Here is a 16802-nt window from a genome sequence, read left to right on the forward strand (position 1 = left end):
TGTTTCCACCCGAGATGGGGATGACAGTCGCACCGATCTTTTCGGCGCCGTAATGAATACCGAGACCGCCGGTAAAGAGGCCATAACCGTAAGCATTCTGTACAACGTCCTTTTTACCGCAGTCCCCGCAGGCGAGCGTCCGGGCTATAACCTCGGCCCACGTGTCGATATCGTTTCTGGTATAACCTGCAACGATCGGTTTTCCCGTTGTTCCGGACGATGCATGGAGACGCTGAATGTTTTCGAGCGGCTGGGCAAACAGGCCGAAGGGATAATTGTCGCGTAAATCTATTTTCGTGACAGTCGGGAATTTCGAAAGGTCCGAGAGCTGTTTCAGATCGGATGGTTTGATCCCCTGCTTGTCAAATGACTGTTTATAAAAAGGAATTCGCTCGTACGCATAACCGAGAATGAACTTGAGACGTTCGAGTTGGAGTTTTTTACGTTCTTCGATGGACATGCACTCATACTTTTCATTCCATATCATAGATTGTATCCCTCCCTCCTTTATCCTGGTCAACCGCGCTTCAGAATGATGAATTCATGTATTACCAAAACCTTATGCGCACGAAGCTTCATAACCCAATGCAAACGCTTTCAGATTAATATCGAGATATTTTTGAGGTACCCTGCTCTTGATAACGTCTATCCATACCTCTTTATCGATATCAAGAAACGAGGCAAGAGAGGCCAGCAGGACGACATTAGCCGCTTTTACCGTGCCTGCCTGTTCCGCCAGATGATCGGCATTGACCGGAACGATTCTGAATCCCATGCCGCGAAGAGAGTCCGTAACGTTATCCGGGTATTCTCCCATGCCCAGAGAAACCGTAGTGGGTACAATTTCCGCATCGTTGAGGATAATGGTCGCATTGTTCCTGAGCATGTCGGACGCGCGCAGGCCCTCGACCTTTTCGAAAGCGAGCATGATATCCGCCTGACCGTTCTCGATAAGCGGCGACCGGACCGTTTTACCGAAGCGCACATGGCTCGATACACTGCCCCCGCGCTGGGCCATGCCATGGACTTCGCTCTTGCGGATATCGTAACCGGCGCGGAGGGCTGCTTCGCTGAGAACCTCGGAAGCGAGGATAATTCCCTGACCGCCGACTCCGACCATAATGACATTGATTGTTTCTTTACTCATTCCTGTCTCCGTCTATCTTATTGTTCCATATTCTCCGGGCTGTTCAGCACATGCATGGAAAAGCGCTGTTATTCTATCGCCTCGATCGCTCCAAACGGACAAACCTGCCTGCAGATGCCGCAGCCATAACACATTCCTTTGTCAACCATGATTACATCGCCCTTTTTGACAATAGCCGGACACCCGATTTTAAGACAGGCGCCGCATTTTTTACATTGGGCCTGGTTGACCACGGAAAGGGCAAAATCCTGATTCCTGCATTTAAGGGCGCAGGCTCTTTTTGCCACGATGACCGAAGGCTCATCGAGCTCCATGCAGGCCTTTACTGCCTTGTCGGTTTCTTCGAGGTTGTAGGGATCGACGACATGGACATGCCTGACACCAAGCGCCCGTGCGACTTCGGCGATATCGACCGCATGGGTCGGTTCGCCCTTGATCGTGAATCCGGTGCCCGGATGCTCCTGATGGCCGGTCATGGCGGTCGTCCGGTTATCGAGCACACAGGTGATAACCTTCGATTTATTGTACACGGTATCCATGAGCCCGGTAAGGCCGGAATGCATGAATGTCGAATCTCCGAGCACAGCTATGACTCTTTTACCCGGTTGATCCTCGAACGCTTTTGAGAATCCTATCGCTCCGCTGATGGATGCGCCCATACAGATGCAGGTGTCCATGGCCTTGAGAGGCGGCAGGACGCTCAGGGTGTAACAGCCGATATCGCCTGTTACGTAGAGCTTATTCTTGTTTACGATATGGAAGAAACCGCGGTGAGGACATCCCGGACAGAGAACGGGAGGTCTCACGGGGATGGGAATATCTGCCGGAATCCGTGACGGCGATGGTTTTTCACCGGTCAATCCCTGCCTGACCAGCTCCGGATTCAGCTCATCGCACCGTGGGAAAACCTCCTTGCCGGTCACCTCGATACCAAGCTGCCTGATATGTTCTTCAAGATAGGGTTCGAGCTCTTCGACAACAAAAAGTTTTTTTACACTCGCCGCGAATGTCCTGATGAGATTTTCCGGCAGAGGCCATGTCATGCCCAGAAGCAGGAAATCGGCGTCGGGCATGACTTCCATCGCATACTGGGATGCTACACCCGATGTGATAATGCCGATTTCTCCCTTTCCCCGAATGATACGGTTAAACCTGATTTTTTCCGACAGCTCGCTGAGTTTTATCGACCGCTCCTCTACAATCACATGGCGTTTACGGGCATGACCGGGAACCATGACGTATTTCGCCGTTGTGCGGATGAACGGTTTCGTCTCAACCTCTGTGCGCTCGCCGATGATTACCGGGCTTTTCCCGTGACAGACCCGTGTGGTGAGAACGATGAGCACTGGAGTATCGAACGTCTCCGAAATCTCGAAAGCTTCCATGGTCATGTCCAGGGCTTCCTGGCTGTCGGCTGGCTCAAGCATGGGGATTTTTGCGAATTTTGCGTAATAACGGTTATCCTGCTCGTTCTGTGATGAATGCATTCCCGGATCATCCGCGCTTACAATGACCAAACCGCGGCCGATACCTGTATACGAGAGTGTCATGAGCGGGTCCGCGGCAACGTTCAGCCCCACATGTTTCATCGATGCGATTGCTCTCACTCCCGCAATGGCGGCATTACCGGCAACTTCGAGAGCAACCTTCTCGTTTGGTGACCATTCGGCATAGATTTCATCATAATGAGCTATATTTTCAAGTATCTCCGTTGATGGAGTACCGGGATAAGCTGCGGCAACCTTCACACCGGCTTCCCATGCTCCCCGTGCAACGGCCTCATCTCCGGTTAACAGTTTTTTTGTCTGGGTCATAAGGTATCCTTGTGCTGTTTTCGAAATCTCACGATAATTATAAGGTGGATTTCACTGTATACGTATATAATAGAGCACTGATTATCGTAAGGTATTATAACATAATAGTTAAGAAACCACCATCAAGTCAAGGACAAATCAGTGAAAGGTTGCGACCAGCCTTTTCCTGATGATTCCGTGAATTCGCACGGAATCAGAAGGTGGTACCCGAAGGGATAATGGCGTTTTTATAAACCACTATAATCCCTTCCCTTACTTCAAAATACGGGCACGCATGCTCGGCAACATGATCCTTGTTCACGAGGGTCACGTTTTCACCGATACGGGCGTTTTTGTCGATTATTGCATTCTCTATGACCGTGTTTCTTCCTATCCCGATCATCGGCGAGCCTGCCATCTGATCCTCGTCGATTTCCTGGAGTGACTGGTAACTGTCCGCTCCCATCATGATAACATTTTTCAATCGTACGCCCGGGCTGATTTTTGACCGGATACCGATAACCGAGCGATCGATAATACTTTCTTCGATAATGCAGCCTTCGCAGATGCTCGAATTGGATATCCTGCACCCGAGCAGCTTGCTTGCGGGGAGATATCGCGGCCTCGTGTATATTGGGTGATCCCTCCGGTACAGATCGAAGGCCGGGAACTGGTCGGTGAGGGCAAGATTTGCATGGAAAAAGCTCTTGATGGTTCCGATATCTTCCCAGTATCCGTTGAATTTGTAGGCCTTTACATTAAGATGCTTTATGGCGTACGGTATGATATGGCGGCCGAAATCATCGCCTTTTTCACCGGTAAGCAGCCGTACGAGAACTCCGCGGTTGAACACGTAGATTCCCATTGAAGCGAGGTACGGTTTAGCGGCATCGGTATCCGATTCCAGGCCGTTAAGCTCCTCCGGGGACGGTTTTTCTCTGAAATCGACGATACGATCATTACGGTCTGTCTTCAGAATTCCGAAATCGCTCGCATTGTCCGCGGCGACTGGCTTTACGGCAACAGTAACATCCGCACCCGTATCACGGTGAAAGTCAACGAACTTGTTGTAATCCATCTGGTACAGATGATCGCCCGAAAGGATGAGAAAATAATCCATATCCCGTGCACGGAGATGGGGAAACTGCTGACGTACCGCATCCGCCGTGCCCTGGTACCATTGTTCGCTCGACATGGTCTGCTGAGCGGCAAGAATCTCGATGAAACCGGTCGAAAACGAGTCGAATTTGTATGTCTGGTAGATATGACGGTGCAGCGATACCGAATTGAACTGGGTAAGGATGTAAATATGCATCAAATGAGAGTTGATGCAGTTCGATATCGGGATATCGATCAGCCTGAATTTGCCCGCAATGGGGACTGCGGGTTTTGCCCTGAGTTTGGTCAACGGCTGAAGTCTCGATCCACGGCCTCCGCCAAGAATCACCGCGAGAACTCTTTTAATCGCTTCTTCCATGGTTATACCGGTGTTTTCAATTTTAAAACGTATGATGCCTTTTGTTTATAATATATTCAAAAAAGCGTTTTCGCAAGATTCTTCTCCGCTTATGGAATCCCGTTAATATTCACGTAAACGTGTATCTGACACAATTTATATATAATCTGTCCCATATCCGGCGATTATCCCGGTTATTCCTGCCGGTATCCGCTATCGATTGGCATTGCGTAAATCGACTGTCCGGGGATATTTTTCTCCGGGCCGCGGGAAATGGCTTGGTTCGACGAACCTTACGGCTGGTTCGAACGAAAGCCTGCTCGTAAGGACGTGTCTGATGGTGGATTCCATGTGTCCGTATTTCCTCATTTCATCGCCGAACAGTCTATCGGTCACCTCGATAAGGATTTCAAGGTTGTCTCCCTGGTCATCGCGCGAAACGACAAGCTGGTATCGCACCGGGAATTCAAACAGCCTGTTGAGCAACTCTTCGATGTCGCGAACGTAAATATTGACACCGCGAATAATGATAAGGTCGGTTTTGCGGCTCCGGATTCGTCCAAGCCGTTCATGAGGCCGGCCACACCGGCACGGTTCGGGACTTATGGATGTTATGTCGCCGGTCCTGTAGCGGATAAGCGGCATTGATTCGCGGGTGAGTGTCGTAAGCACAAGCTCGCCTTCTTCATGAGGACCAAGGATGCTGCCTGTTTCGGGATCGATAATTTCAGCGATAAAGTGGTCTTCCCATACATGGAGGCCGTCCTTGTATTCACATTCGCCGGCTACTCCCGGACCCATGAGTTCGCTGATTCCGTAGATATCGTAAGCCTCGATACCGAGCGATTTCTCGATCTGTGACCGCACATCCTCGCTCCACGGTTCTGCGCCGAACAGCCCTTTCCTGAGGGTCAGTTCGTGTTTTTCGATACCTTTCTTCTTTATAAAATAGCTGATCTGCATGGCGTATGACGGCGTCGAGAAAAGACACGTCGTGTGATAATCCCTCATGATCCGTATCTGCTGCTCCACATCTCCTATGGATACGGGGATCACCGTTGCCCCCATGTGCTCAGCCCCCATATCGAGTCCGAATCCTCCCGAAAACAGGCCATAGGCGAATGAAACCTGCACAATATCGTTCGAATCGATCCCGATTGCGCAGAGAATACGGGCAAGGAGTTCGGCCCAGTGGTCACGGTCGTTACGGGTATACCCGACGACAACGGGCCGTCCCGTTGTTCCTGATGAAGAATGAATTCGACGAACATCACGGAGCGGAACAGCAAAAAAACCGTATGGCTGGTGTTCGACGAGGTCGTCCCGTGTCGTAAACGGTATTTTCCCCAGGTCTTTGATGTTTCGCACGTTTTCGGGAACAACGCCGTTTTTTTCAAAAAGATCATGGTAAAACGGTACATTGTTTATGGCGCGGTTCAGCGCGGCCTGTAACCGCTCCATTTTAATCTGATCGAGATCATCCCGGCCGATCATCTCCATATTTTTATTCCAGACACCCATATTGACCTCCATGCTGGACCGCGGTAACGGGCAGTATATGCTTGTAAGAAAACAGAGAAAGGAGACGGAATCTTCAACCGGCAGAAAAAATGTTTATTTGTTCCGAGGTTTTTTACATGCCAGGGTTTCTGCACCGATGGTGCTTCCCGATTCCCGTTCCTTTTTTTGTGCTTTTTCCCTTATTTTAATGCTTATAACAGGTTTTCCGTGCTGATGTTCACGTTCAAATGCCGAATGCCCGCAGAATTCATTCCATCATCGTTCAATCGTCATCACGATCCCAGGAAACCGTCTACGGAACTGCCGAGATAAGCGCGCTGAATATCCTGGCTCTGCTCAAGTTCCTTCGATGTTCCCGATAACACCATTTTCCCGGTTTCGAGTACATATCCCCTGTCGGATACCTTGAGGGCCAGTTTCGCATTCTGCTCGACGAGGAGAATGGTTCTGCCTTCGTGTTTCAGTTGCTCGATAACCGTATAGATTTCCCGTATTATCAGGGGTGCAAGACCTGTCGACGGCTCGTCGAGAAGAAGGAGCTTCGGCTTTGCCATGAGCGCCCGGCCGAACGCGAGCATCTGCTGTTCACCGCCCGAAAGCGTTCCTGCAAGGTTGTTGCGCCGTTCCGCCAGCCGTGGGAAAAGGCCAAGGACCCATTCAATATCCTGCGAAATTTCTTTTTTATCGTTCCGTGTGTATGCGCCGAGCCTGAGGTTGTCGATCACGCTGAGCGGATCGAAAACCAGGCGGTTTTCCGGCGATTGGGCTATTCCGAGGGTGACAATTTTTTCCGGCGACATATTTCGTATCGATTTTCCCTCGAAGATGATTTCGCCCCCGATATTCTTGAGAAGGCCCGACAGAGCATGGAGTGTCGTTGTCTTTCCAGCGCCGTTTGCCCCGATAAGGCTCACAACCTCTCCGCGGGCAATGTGGATCGATATTCCCTTGAGGGCCTGGATACGGTCGTAATATGCTTCGAGATTTTTTACGACGAGCATGTCGTTAATCTCCCAGATATGCCGCAATAACCTCTGGATTTTTCTGTACTTCCGAAGGTGTACCGCATGTGATGAGAATACCGTTGTTGAGCACGATAACCGAGTTGGAGATATTCATGACCAGTTCCATGTCATGTTCCACGAGAAAAACCGTAATGCCGGAATCGAGAATGAGCCGGATGAGCCTGCCGAGTTTGATGGTTTCCTGCGAATTGAGACCTGCCGCCGGTTCATCGAGCAGGAGAAGCCTGGGCTTGGCCGCGAGCGCCCGTGCTATCTCAAGAATACGCTGTTGCCCGAATGGAAGGTTCCCTGCGTTCATCGATGCAAGGTCTCCGAGCCCGACGAAATCGAGCGCTTTCAGGGCTTCCTCACGGATGAACCGTTCCTCACGGCTTACCGAGGGTAGCCGTAACGCCGAGGATAACATTCCCTTCCGGCTTCGTGTGTGAACGCCCACCATCACATTTTCCAGCGCGGACATATTGGAAAATATGCGGATGTTCTGAAAAGTACGCGCTATACCCAGTGCGGCGATCCTGTAGGGTGGAAGACCGGTAATATCCTTCCCGCGGAAATAAATCTTTCCCGTCGAGGCCGGAAGAAGACCGGTGACGAGATTGAACGCCGTGGTTTTTCCGGCGCCGTTGGGTCCGATCATGGCTGTAATGATGCCTTCCTGAATGCATGCATCCAGATCGCAGACAGCTTTTACACCGCCAAAGAAGCGGCACAGTCCTTCGATTTTGAGAAAGCTCATCGGTTGTTTATTGTTCGTGTTTTCCATCGCGCCGTACAATATCCTGTAATTTTTGCGATAAGCCCCGTGAGACCTTCCGGGAGAAACATCATCATTCCGAGCAAAATGGCTCCGTACATGAGAATATCGTATTCGTTGAACACGCCGAGGAATTCCGGAAGGAGTGTGAAAATGGAAGCTCCGATTATGGCGCCCCAGAGACTCCCCATACCGCCGCTCATGATCATGATCAGGAAAAGAATCGATTTATTTAAATTAAAACCCGTCGGGCTTACAAAACGCATATGATGAACGTATAAACTTCCCGCTATGGAAGCCAGAATGGCAGAATAGACAAAAACCTGTATTTTATACCTTGCGACATTGACCCCCATTGCATTCGCGGCGGTCTCGTCGCCGTGGATACTCCGCAGAGCACGGCCTACCCGTGAATGAATAATGTTGAGCGATACGATCAGGACAATGAGTACAATAGTCCAGACCAGGAAATATTTCGATAACTCACTCTTGAAAACATATCCGGCGACTGACATGCTCGGAACACCGCTGAAACCGGATGGGCCTTCTGTCAGCCCGACTGCGGCGCCGCTCGACACATAGATTATTTCGCCGAATCCGAGTGTTGCCATGGCAAGATAGTGTCCTCTCAGCCTGAGGGATGGCAGCCCGACAATGAGAGCCGCAAAAATCGCCAGACCTGCTCCGATAAGCATGGCGGTCACTGGATGGAAGTGATGCATTTTCGTAAGGATGGCCGAAGAATATCCCCCGATGGCAAAAAATCCCGCATGACCGAGAGAAATCTGCCCGGCATAACCCATGAGCATACTGAGTCCTATTGCAACAATCGCGTAAATTCCGGCGAACACGAGAATGCTCAGCAGATACTGATTATGGACAAATACCGGGAGTATTCCGATTATCAGAATCAACGCCGCGCATTTTATATAATTGCTTTTTCCCATTCTTTACTGTACTCGCAATCAATTAACTTGGTTTGTTTCTCCGGATTTTTCTAAAATATTAAACCACGAAGACACAAATATATATAACATATTATTTGTATTATTTTTAGCAATTATCAACAAAAGATTTAGTTAAAAAATAAAAATCCGTGAAAATCCGCGTTGCAAACAAGTCGGGTTAAACATGATACCCGGTTTTTTTATCTCCGTGACCTTCGTGTCTCCGTGGTTATTTTTTATTATTTCCGTCAGAACTTCTTCAGTTTTGCCTCCTCGGATTTCGAGAAGAGACCGCTCGGTTTGATAAACAGCACCACGATAAGGATAAAGAGAGCGATAACATCTTTGTAATGTGAAGATATAAGTGCTGTTACAAATGATTCGATAAGCCCGAGCAGAAGCCCCGCAATAACTGTCCCCGCCGGGTTGCCGAGCCCACCGACCACGGTTGCGCAGAAGCCCTTGAGCGCAAGCGGTGTTCCCCTCTCGAATGACATGAGTGTCATGGGAGTGAGCAATACCCCGGCTATACCACCAAGCCCGGCTGAAAGCGCAAACGACAGAAGCACGATTTTACGGACATTTATCCCGACGAGATATGCCGCGGTGCGGTTTGCGGCGGTGGCACGCATCGCTTTTCCGATAAGGGTATACTTGAAAACATAGAAAAGTATCACCAGAACGGTAAAAATTACCCCGAGAATCCAGAAGACCTGCGGGGGAACCGATGCCCCCATTACCTGGATCGGGTTGTCACCCGAAAATGTCGGGATGCCGTGCTCCTCTTTCCCCCACACGAACATGGCGATTCCGCGCATCAGAATCGAGGCGGCGATCGTGATCATGATGAGCCCGAGAACCGACGGGTTTTTCAGGGGATGAATGCAGGTGAATTCAAAGAGCGCACCTATGGCAGTTACCGCAAGAACCGTAACCACAAAGGTGAGTAACAGGGGAAGATGAAATGTATGGTAACATGTCACGGCGATCATACCACCGAGCATGACAAATTCACCCTGTGCAAGATTTATGATGCCGGTGGAACTGTATATTATGAGAAAACCGAGAGCTACCATGGCGTAGATCGAGCCGATGGTTATGCCGGAAAAGAAAAGCTGGATATAACTGTCTAATCCCATTGTATCCTTAGCATAATTCGGGGAAGGCTCATTCGAACCTTCCCCTGAGTTATTGAGTAATTAAACCATAATCCCGTGGTCGCTTACTTTACAGCGTCAGCAAGTCTGAATTCGCCGCCTTTAACAACAACCATTGTAAACGCATCCGCATTGAGACCGCAATGATCGGTAGGACTCATATTGAATACCCCGGCGGTACCAATGAAATTCGTGGTCGCTTCGAGACCGTCACGGATGCCGTCACGGGTGTCGTCCTTGGCCTTGATGGCGTTTACGATCATCCAGAGAGCATCATATGCATGACCGGCAAAGGTTGATACTTCCTCGCCATATTTAGTCTCGTAATCGCTCTTGAATTTTGTAAGGACATTGTATTGGACGTTGGACGGGTCTACATCTTTTGTGACGAGGAGACGTCCCGCCGGGAAGAGGATTCCTTCGGCCGCTTCGGTTATATAACCTTTATTTCCGAAACCGTGGCTCTGGTAAATCTGCATGGTCATTTTGAGCTGTTTGGCCTGGCCTGCGATAAGACCCTGTGCAGGAACAATCGACCAGTTTATAAGCGCCTGAGGTTTCTTTGCCTTGATTTTGGTAAGGCTTGGCGTAAGATCGGAGGCATCCGGAGGATAGGTTTCATCGGCAACAATGGTAATACCATATTCGGGAGCGCGCTTTTTCAGCTCGGTGCGCCCGGCATCACCGAATCCGGTTGTTCCGGTAATAATAGCAACTTTTGTGAATCCTTTTGCCTTACAGTCCTCAAAGATACGTACCGCGCAATCCGAGTCATTTTGCGGTGTCTTAAATACATATTTATACATGGGTTTTGTTACATCTTTTTCGGTGAAAAGCTGAACCCATGCCGCAGCACAGGAAACGAGAGGTACACGCGCCTCTTCGCAGATCGTCGCAGCCGCTATTCCGTTTCCCGATCTCGTGGGGCCGATAATTGCTACAACGTTATCGCTGTGTATCAGTTTCTGGAGCGCGTTGACCGTGTTTTCTTCAACTCCCTGATCATCCTCGATAATCAGTTCGATTTGACGGCCGTTTACACCACCGGCGGCATTGATCTGTTCCTGAATCATGAGTGCTGTGTTCTTTTCAGGTCCGCCAAGTTTGGCAGCGCTGCCGGTTACTGAAAAAATTGCCCCGATTTTTATCGGAGGCTTCAGCGCTTCGGCCTTCTTCTCTTCCTTTTTTGAGCAGCCGACGGCCACGATAATAATGAGAGCGAGCATTACTACCGTCACCGTGAATTTCCGTGCATACATTCCTTCCCCCTCGTTTGAACTGTTGTACCCAAACGGTTTAAACACTGACTATCTATCTCAATGAAATATTTTAGTGACCTGTATCACATTGATAATACATAATCATACAGGTGAAGTCAATATATATTTATCTTCATGACTGTTACTCGGAACCCCGGAAGTTATGTACACATAAATTAAAATAAAACAAATAAATATAGAAAACAGTATTTCGGCCTGTTCGTGGTTTATTTTCAATTACTGTCCGGTTACTCATGATTCATCAGGGCAATTTTTTATCAAAATTTACGTTTTTTAAGGTAAAACAGGGTATTTTTGTCATTCGGCCGAACAGCCGGAAAACAGGGCGATTTTTTCTTTGTATTACAGGGGTTAGCACTTGACTAACTATTCGACAAGCAATACATTTCAGGCATAAACTACCCGGGATGGTATGTTCCCGTACGCTCCGGAAAAAGATAACATTCCGCTTTATACTGATGGAGGTTCAATGGCAGCTCACAGAATTTTCAGCCCCAAATATGAAACCATATCTCATGATGAGCTCAGGGCGCTCCAGTTACGCCGTCTTCAGGATACCGTGATGAAAGTGTATTACCGTGTGCCGTTTTACCGCAGGAAAATGGATGAGCTTCATGTCACACCCGATGATATTGCATCCCTCGATGATCTCCGCCGTCTGCCGTTCACTGTTAAAACGGATCTCAGGGATAACTACCCGTTCGGGCTGTTTGCGGTTCCCCACAATGAAATTGTCCGTATCCACGCCTCGTCGGGCACAACGGGAAAACCCACCGTGGTCGGTTATACCAAAAAGGACCTTGACATGTGGCAGGAGCTCGTTGCACGCCTGGTGACCGCCGCGGGGGTAGGTGAGGGTGATACGGTGCAGATTGCGTTCGGGTACGGCCTTTTTACTGGAGGATTTGGTCTCCATTACGGCTGTGAGCGTGTCGGAGCGTCGGTGATTCCCGCTTCATCGGGCAACACCGATCGTCAGCTTCTTCTCATGCAGGATTTCAAGGTGACTGCCCTGGTCTGTACGCCGACTTATGCTCTCCACATGGCTGAGGTTGCCGAGGAGAAAGGCATCGATATCAATACACTTTCGCTCCGGTGGGGACTTTTCGGCGGCGAACCGTGGTCCGAAAGCATGCGCGAACAGATCGAGAGCCGGCTTCATATCACTGCCACCGATAATTATGGACTTTCGGAAGTAATCGGTCCCGGCGTTTCCGGTGAGTGCCTCGAAAAGAACGGCCATCATATTGCCGAGGATCACTTTATTGCCGAAATTGTCGATCCCGAAACGCTGGAGCCTGTACCGGAAGGTGAGGAAGGGGAGATTGTCTTCACCTCGCTTACCAAGGAAGCGATGCCGATCATCCGCTACCGTACACGGGATATTACGCGATTTATTCCCGGCGACTGCCCGTGCGGGCGGACGCTCAGGCGTATGACGCGTGTTTCCGGGCGGAATGATGACATGCTCATTATTCGTGGTGTCAATGTTTTTCCGAGCCAGATTGAAAGCGTTCTCCTCGAAATCGAGGGGACAGCGCCTCATTATCAGCTTGTCGTCGATCGTAAGGGAACACTCGATACACTGGAAGTGCTCGTTGAGGTTTCCCCAGGCATGTTCGTTGACGAGATGAAAAAGATGAAGGCTTTCCAGGAGCATGTGAGTTCACGGCTTCATGGGGTGCTCGGTATCAGCGCGAAGGTGACGCTCGTTGAGCCGAAAACAATCGAACGCTCGGTCGGGAAAGCCAAACGGGTTATCGATAAACGGAAATAAAAAACTATAAGCCTGCTCGCCCGCCAAATCCGGCAGAACTTGTTGCGATTAAAGATTATCGTGCCCTTCTCCTATTCATTGAAAAATGGTTAGAGACAGAGTAAGTATATGTATTTATGAGCTTTATAGCATTAATACCGTATCTTTTATTCATTTGTTCCTGACGGGAGAGGGAAAAAAGCTGTTAAACCATTCGGCATTTTTTGATTATATTATAAAAATGATTGTTGCACAGTGAATATCCATGTTCTTTCGTACTTTACTGTACGTTTATAAATCAGCGTGAAAGGAGAAAAACGTGTCACAGCTTCGTTATTCGTCCTGGGCTTCCGGCCTCAGGAAATCGGATATTTCAGAATTTCTAAGGCTTGCAAAGGAGCCGGGTGTTTTAAGCCTCTGTCCCGGCGTTCCGTATCCGGCTGCCTATCCGACTGAAAAAGTGGTTGAAATAACCAGTTCATTGATAAAAGACAATCCTGAAATCATATTCCCGTACGGTCACCCTCAGGGAACGATCCGGTGCCGCGAAGCGGTTGTATACCGTATGAAAAAACGCGGAACCGATGTCTCGCCGGAAAATGTCGTGCTGACCGCAGGTTCACAGAATGCCTGCGATATGGTTCTCCGCATGATCTGCGACCCGGGCGACACGTTGATTATCGAAGCCCCTACATTCCTTGGCGTGCTTGATTCGATCAAGAACTGGGGACTCAATCTCGTCGAGGTTCCCGTCGATAATGACGGTATCAGGACCGATATACTCAGGGATACCCTTGCCCGTCTCAGGAAAGAGGGGATACATCCCAAGGCCATATACCTTATGTCCAACAATCATAATCCGGCAGGCATCAACATCAGCATCGAGCGGAAAAAGGAGCTGCCCCGTATCGCCGGAGAATTTGGTTGCTTCATCATCGAAGACGATGCTTACAACGAGCTCAATTATGACAATGTTGACCAGACCGCTGTCAAGGCATATGATACGGCGGATAATGTCATTTATCTCGGGAGCTTTTCCAAGCTCGTTTCTCCGGGATTCCGCGTTGGCTGGGCAGTAGTTCCGCCCGAACTCGTCGATACATGGAATATGTGCCGTCCCATGTTCGATGTCGGATCGCCCGCGCTCAATCAGGAAGTCATTGCCGAGATGCACCGTGACAACTGGCTCGACGGTCATATCAAAGAACTGATCAAGGGATACCGGTCACGCCGTGACGCCATGCTCGGCGCTCTCGATGAGTATATGCCCGAAAGCTGTACATGGACCTATCCGCACGGCGGTTTCTATTCGTGGGTGACAACTCCGGACGGTATCGATCATGACAGTCTCTTCAGGACTGCTGCCCGGAACAAGGTCATGTACTTTACCGGGAATTTCTTCTACCTCGACAATACGCACCACAATAATTTCCGTCTGTGCTTTTCGAGACCGGACGAGGATGTGATTGTCGAAGCGGTCAGAAGAATCGCGATTGCCCTCAAGGAAGAGATGGTAAAATAGAACGGGATTTTCCGTGTCCGGGCTGTGGTGGAATCTTTCCAACTCCTTGTTGTATCTGCTCAATCCGCGTGAATCCGTGTTCTATTCGGTTTTCTCAATAGAACACGGATCAAGTCACTTAAACCGATAAACCCTGAACGGCATGTATAAAAATAAAAAAGTCATCGTGGTGATGCCCGCTTACAATGCAGAGCAGACACTGCGGAAAACCTATGATGAGGTTATGGCACAGGAGATTGTGGACCTTGTTATTGTCGTCGATGATAAGAGCAGCGATGAAACGGTATCCATAGCCAGTTCGCTTCCCGATGCCATTGTTTATGTCCATGAACGTAACCGCGGATACGGCGCAAACCAGAAAACCTGCTACCGTCACGCTCTCGGTGACGGAGGTGACATCATCATCATGGTTCACCCCGATTACCAGTATACGCCGAAACTGATTCCTGCGATGGCGTCTCTCATCGGTAACGGCCTCTATTCGTGCGTTCTTGGTTCGCGGATTCTCGGGGGATACGCTCTCAAGGGCGGGATGCCGTTGTGGCGGTATGTATCGAACAGGTTTCTCACGCTCGCGGGGAACTTGCTGCTGGGGGCGAAACTGTCGGAGTACCATACGGGGTATCGGGCTTTTTCACGGGAGTTGCTCGAGAAATTGCCGCTCGTGAACAATTCCGATGATTTTGTGTTCGACAACCAGATGCTTGCTCAGGTGGTATGGTTCGGTTATACGATTGCCGAGGTAAGCTGCCCGACGAAATACTTTGCCGAAGCCTCGTCGATAAACTTTTTCCGCAGTATCAGGTACGGTTTCGGGTGCCTGTTGACAGCTCTGACCTTTCGTCTGGCCCGAATGGGGCTGGTGGCCTCACGCCTGTTTCCGCGGTATGAATGAGTCATCACAATAAACGTTAATACACGGTTATTTTATCCGGCATATAACGGATTATATTACATATGGATTGTCCGGGTGACCCGGTATTGAGCGAAATACCATTTGACTTTGACCCCTCTTTTGCCTATTTTTCATAAGTCCCTGTTGATGTGTGTTTTAAGTTGCATCACGTTTTTTTATTACTTCGACTGACACCATGAAAATACGGTTTATCACCATATGTGCTTTCCTGCTGTTCAACGTATTCGTTTCGACGGCATATTCTGAAGAAATCACCTGGAAACTGTTCCTGAAGCCGTATATATATGACGGTCCGGTTCTTACAAAAACACTCCAGACCGGCCAGCAGTTTACTATCGAAAATTACAGCCTTTCGGGTGGTCAGTCTAAATACAGCGAACTCATGAACGCTCTCAGGGGCAGCACATTCTCTCTTGCGCAGCTGCCGACCGGTAAACCGGCCGAGATTCGTATCATTCTCAATATAGCGAGTACGGCATTCGAACGGGCCGGAACAATACAGCCTTTTATCAATATTACCTTTGAAGTATTGATAAGCGGGCGTGTTGAGCAGGATTACCGTTTTGCCTCCGGGGCGCCGTTGACCATGACCATCCCGAGCGGCAGCGGGCTCAATTATATTCTTGATATGGGGAATTGTAAACGGAGCGATTCCATCATGTTCGTGTTCTATAATGGTAGAGATTTTGAAAAAGAGGGAATAGAGACACTCAATCAGACCTCGGGGTTGAGCGCCAGAATTGACCATGCCGCCACCATCCTCGGCGGTACATGCAGCGCTTTCGGTTTTCCTCCGGTATCCCAGTTCAGTACCTGGAGAAAAATCAAGGAGCTTTTCGCCAAGTAATCAGACCACCTTCGAAAGTTCCCGTAAAGTCGGATAGTGAGCGACAAGACATTTCAGGCATAGTTTTTCTGTCCCGTTTTTATCTCTGAGAATGATATTCAACGGTCTTCCGCATAATACACAAGTATCTTTACCGCGCTTTTTCAAGTCATACCTCCTGCTTTCCAATTCTATATCGACAACAGACAGTTATCCGGTAAACTGAATAACGCAACAGGTATGCCAGCATAAATTCTGTAAGAATGGTGCGGCATTATTCAATACAACTTATAGAAAATTAATATTATATATATTAATCATATATACCTTATTAATGATGTTATGTCAGGGAAAAAACTTCCCGTTTGCATGCAGGGAGGATAAAAAAATGCCGATCGGACTGATCGGCATTTTACGTGGGTCATACAACCATGCAGGCTGCTACAAACCAGATTTACTTCTTCTTTTGGGGCGCTTTATCCTTTACAGGACGTTCATGCCACCAGGAGGCGAGTATGGAACCGGTCACATTCATGAGCGGGCCATACACTGCGGAAGCCAGCGCAGCTTCGGCGCTCTTGAGTACGTTCATTGCAAGTGCTGACGCCATGCCGCCGTTCTGGAGGCCTACCTCGATAGAGACCGTACGGGAGGTTTTTTCGTCGAGACGTACCGCACGGCACACATAATAGCCCAGCAGAT

Annotated in this window: 15 protein-coding genes; 4 read left to right on the forward strand and 11 right to left on the reverse strand. The window is 49.2% G+C overall.

Features of this window, described 5'->3' with window-relative positions; translation table 11 throughout:
• The 10 genes from LLG96_04705 to LLG96_04750 all read right to left on the reverse strand — a co-directional run.
• Positions 1-487: phenylacetate--CoA ligase (locus tag LLG96_04705; GenBank protein MCE5249503.1), on the reverse strand; the 487-nt coding region annotated here is incomplete at its 3' end.
• A 72-nt stretch (positions 488-559) separates the two neighbouring features.
• On the reverse strand, positions 560-1147 hold the full coding sequence (locus tag LLG96_04710) for an indolepyruvate oxidoreductase subunit beta (GenBank protein ID MCE5249504.1): 588 nt from the start codon (positions 1145-1147) through the stop codon (positions 560-562).
• 68 nt (positions 1148-1215) lie between these two features.
• The gene (iorA, locus tag LLG96_04715) at positions 1216-2961 is read right to left on the reverse strand and encodes an indolepyruvate ferredoxin oxidoreductase subunit alpha (protein MCE5249505.1); all 1746 of its coding nucleotides are present in this window, start codon (positions 2959-2961) and stop codon (positions 1216-1218) included.
• A gap of 193 nt (positions 2962-3154) precedes the next feature.
• A complete protein-coding gene (locus LLG96_04720) occupies positions 3155-4405 on the reverse strand; it encodes a glucose-1-phosphate adenylyltransferase (protein ID MCE5249506.1) in 1251 nt (416 codons plus the stop codon).
• Positions 4406-4609: 204 nt separating this feature from the next.
• On the reverse strand, positions 4610-5917 hold the full coding sequence (locus LLG96_04725; protein ID MCE5249507.1) for a phenylacetate--CoA ligase: 1308 nt from the start codon (positions 5915-5917) through the stop codon (positions 4610-4612).
• 272 nt (positions 5918-6189) lie between these two features.
• Entirely contained in the window at positions 6190-6918 is a 729-nt protein-coding gene (locus LLG96_04730) for an ABC transporter ATP-binding protein (GenBank protein MCE5249508.1), read from the reverse strand.
• A gap of 4 nt (positions 6919-6922) precedes the next feature.
• Complete coding sequence (locus LLG96_04735) at positions 6923-7705, reverse strand: ABC transporter ATP-binding protein (protein MCE5249509.1); 783 nt, start codon at positions 7703-7705, stop codon at positions 6923-6925.
• Complete coding sequence (locus tag LLG96_04740) at positions 7675-8643, reverse strand: branched-chain amino acid ABC transporter permease (GenBank protein MCE5249510.1); 969 nt, start codon at positions 8641-8643, stop codon at positions 7675-7677. Before LLG96_04740 ends, LLG96_04735 begins: the two co-directional genes overlap by 31 nt.
• Positions 8644-8891: 248 nt before the next feature.
• Positions 8892-9782 carry a branched-chain amino acid ABC transporter permease gene (locus LLG96_04745; GenBank protein MCE5249511.1) on the reverse strand — a complete coding sequence of 297 codons (891 nt, stop codon included), beginning with the start codon at positions 9780-9782 and terminating at the stop codon, positions 8892-8894.
• An 83-nt stretch (positions 9783-9865) separates the two neighbouring features.
• Entirely contained in the window at positions 9866-11059 is a 1194-nt protein-coding gene (locus LLG96_04750) for an ABC transporter substrate-binding protein (GenBank protein MCE5249512.1), read from the reverse strand.
• A gap of 490 nt (positions 11060-11549) precedes the next feature.
• On the opposite strand from LLG96_04750, the gene LLG96_04755 reads away from it, so the two are divergent.
• From LLG96_04755 to LLG96_04770, 4 genes are all read left to right on the forward strand, one after another.
• The gene (locus LLG96_04755; GenBank protein ID MCE5249513.1) at positions 11550-12857 is read left to right on the forward strand and encodes a phenylacetate--CoA ligase; all 1308 of its coding nucleotides are present in this window, start codon (positions 11550-11552) and stop codon (positions 12855-12857) included.
• A 298-nt stretch (positions 12858-13155) separates the two neighbouring features.
• The gene (locus LLG96_04760; protein MCE5249514.1) at positions 13156-14358 is read left to right on the forward strand and encodes a PLP-dependent aminotransferase family protein; all 1203 of its coding nucleotides are present in this window, start codon (positions 13156-13158) and stop codon (positions 14356-14358) included.
• A 142-nt stretch (positions 14359-14500) separates the two neighbouring features.
• Positions 14501-15253 (forward strand): glycosyltransferase family 2 protein, encoded by a 753-nt coding sequence (locus LLG96_04765; protein ID MCE5249515.1) that lies wholly within the window; start codon positions 14501-14503, stop codon positions 15251-15253.
• A gap of 196 nt (positions 15254-15449) precedes the next feature.
• Positions 15450-16121 carry a hypothetical protein gene (locus LLG96_04770; GenBank protein ID MCE5249516.1) on the forward strand — a complete coding sequence of 224 codons (672 nt, stop codon included), beginning with the start codon at positions 15450-15452 and terminating at the stop codon, positions 16119-16121.
• Between the two features lie 433 nt (positions 16122-16554).
• Here LLG96_04770 and LLG96_04775 read toward each other — a convergent pair.
• Positions 16555-16802, reverse strand: a 248-nt coding sequence (locus tag LLG96_04775; protein ID MCE5249517.1) for a bile acid:sodium symporter family protein, incomplete at its 5' end; no start/stop codon positions are given.

This window comes from bacterium (genome assembly GCA_021372535.1).
In the GTDB taxonomy this organism is placed as follows: Bacteria; Latescibacterota; Latescibacteria; order Latescibacterales; family Latescibacteraceae; genus JAFGMP01.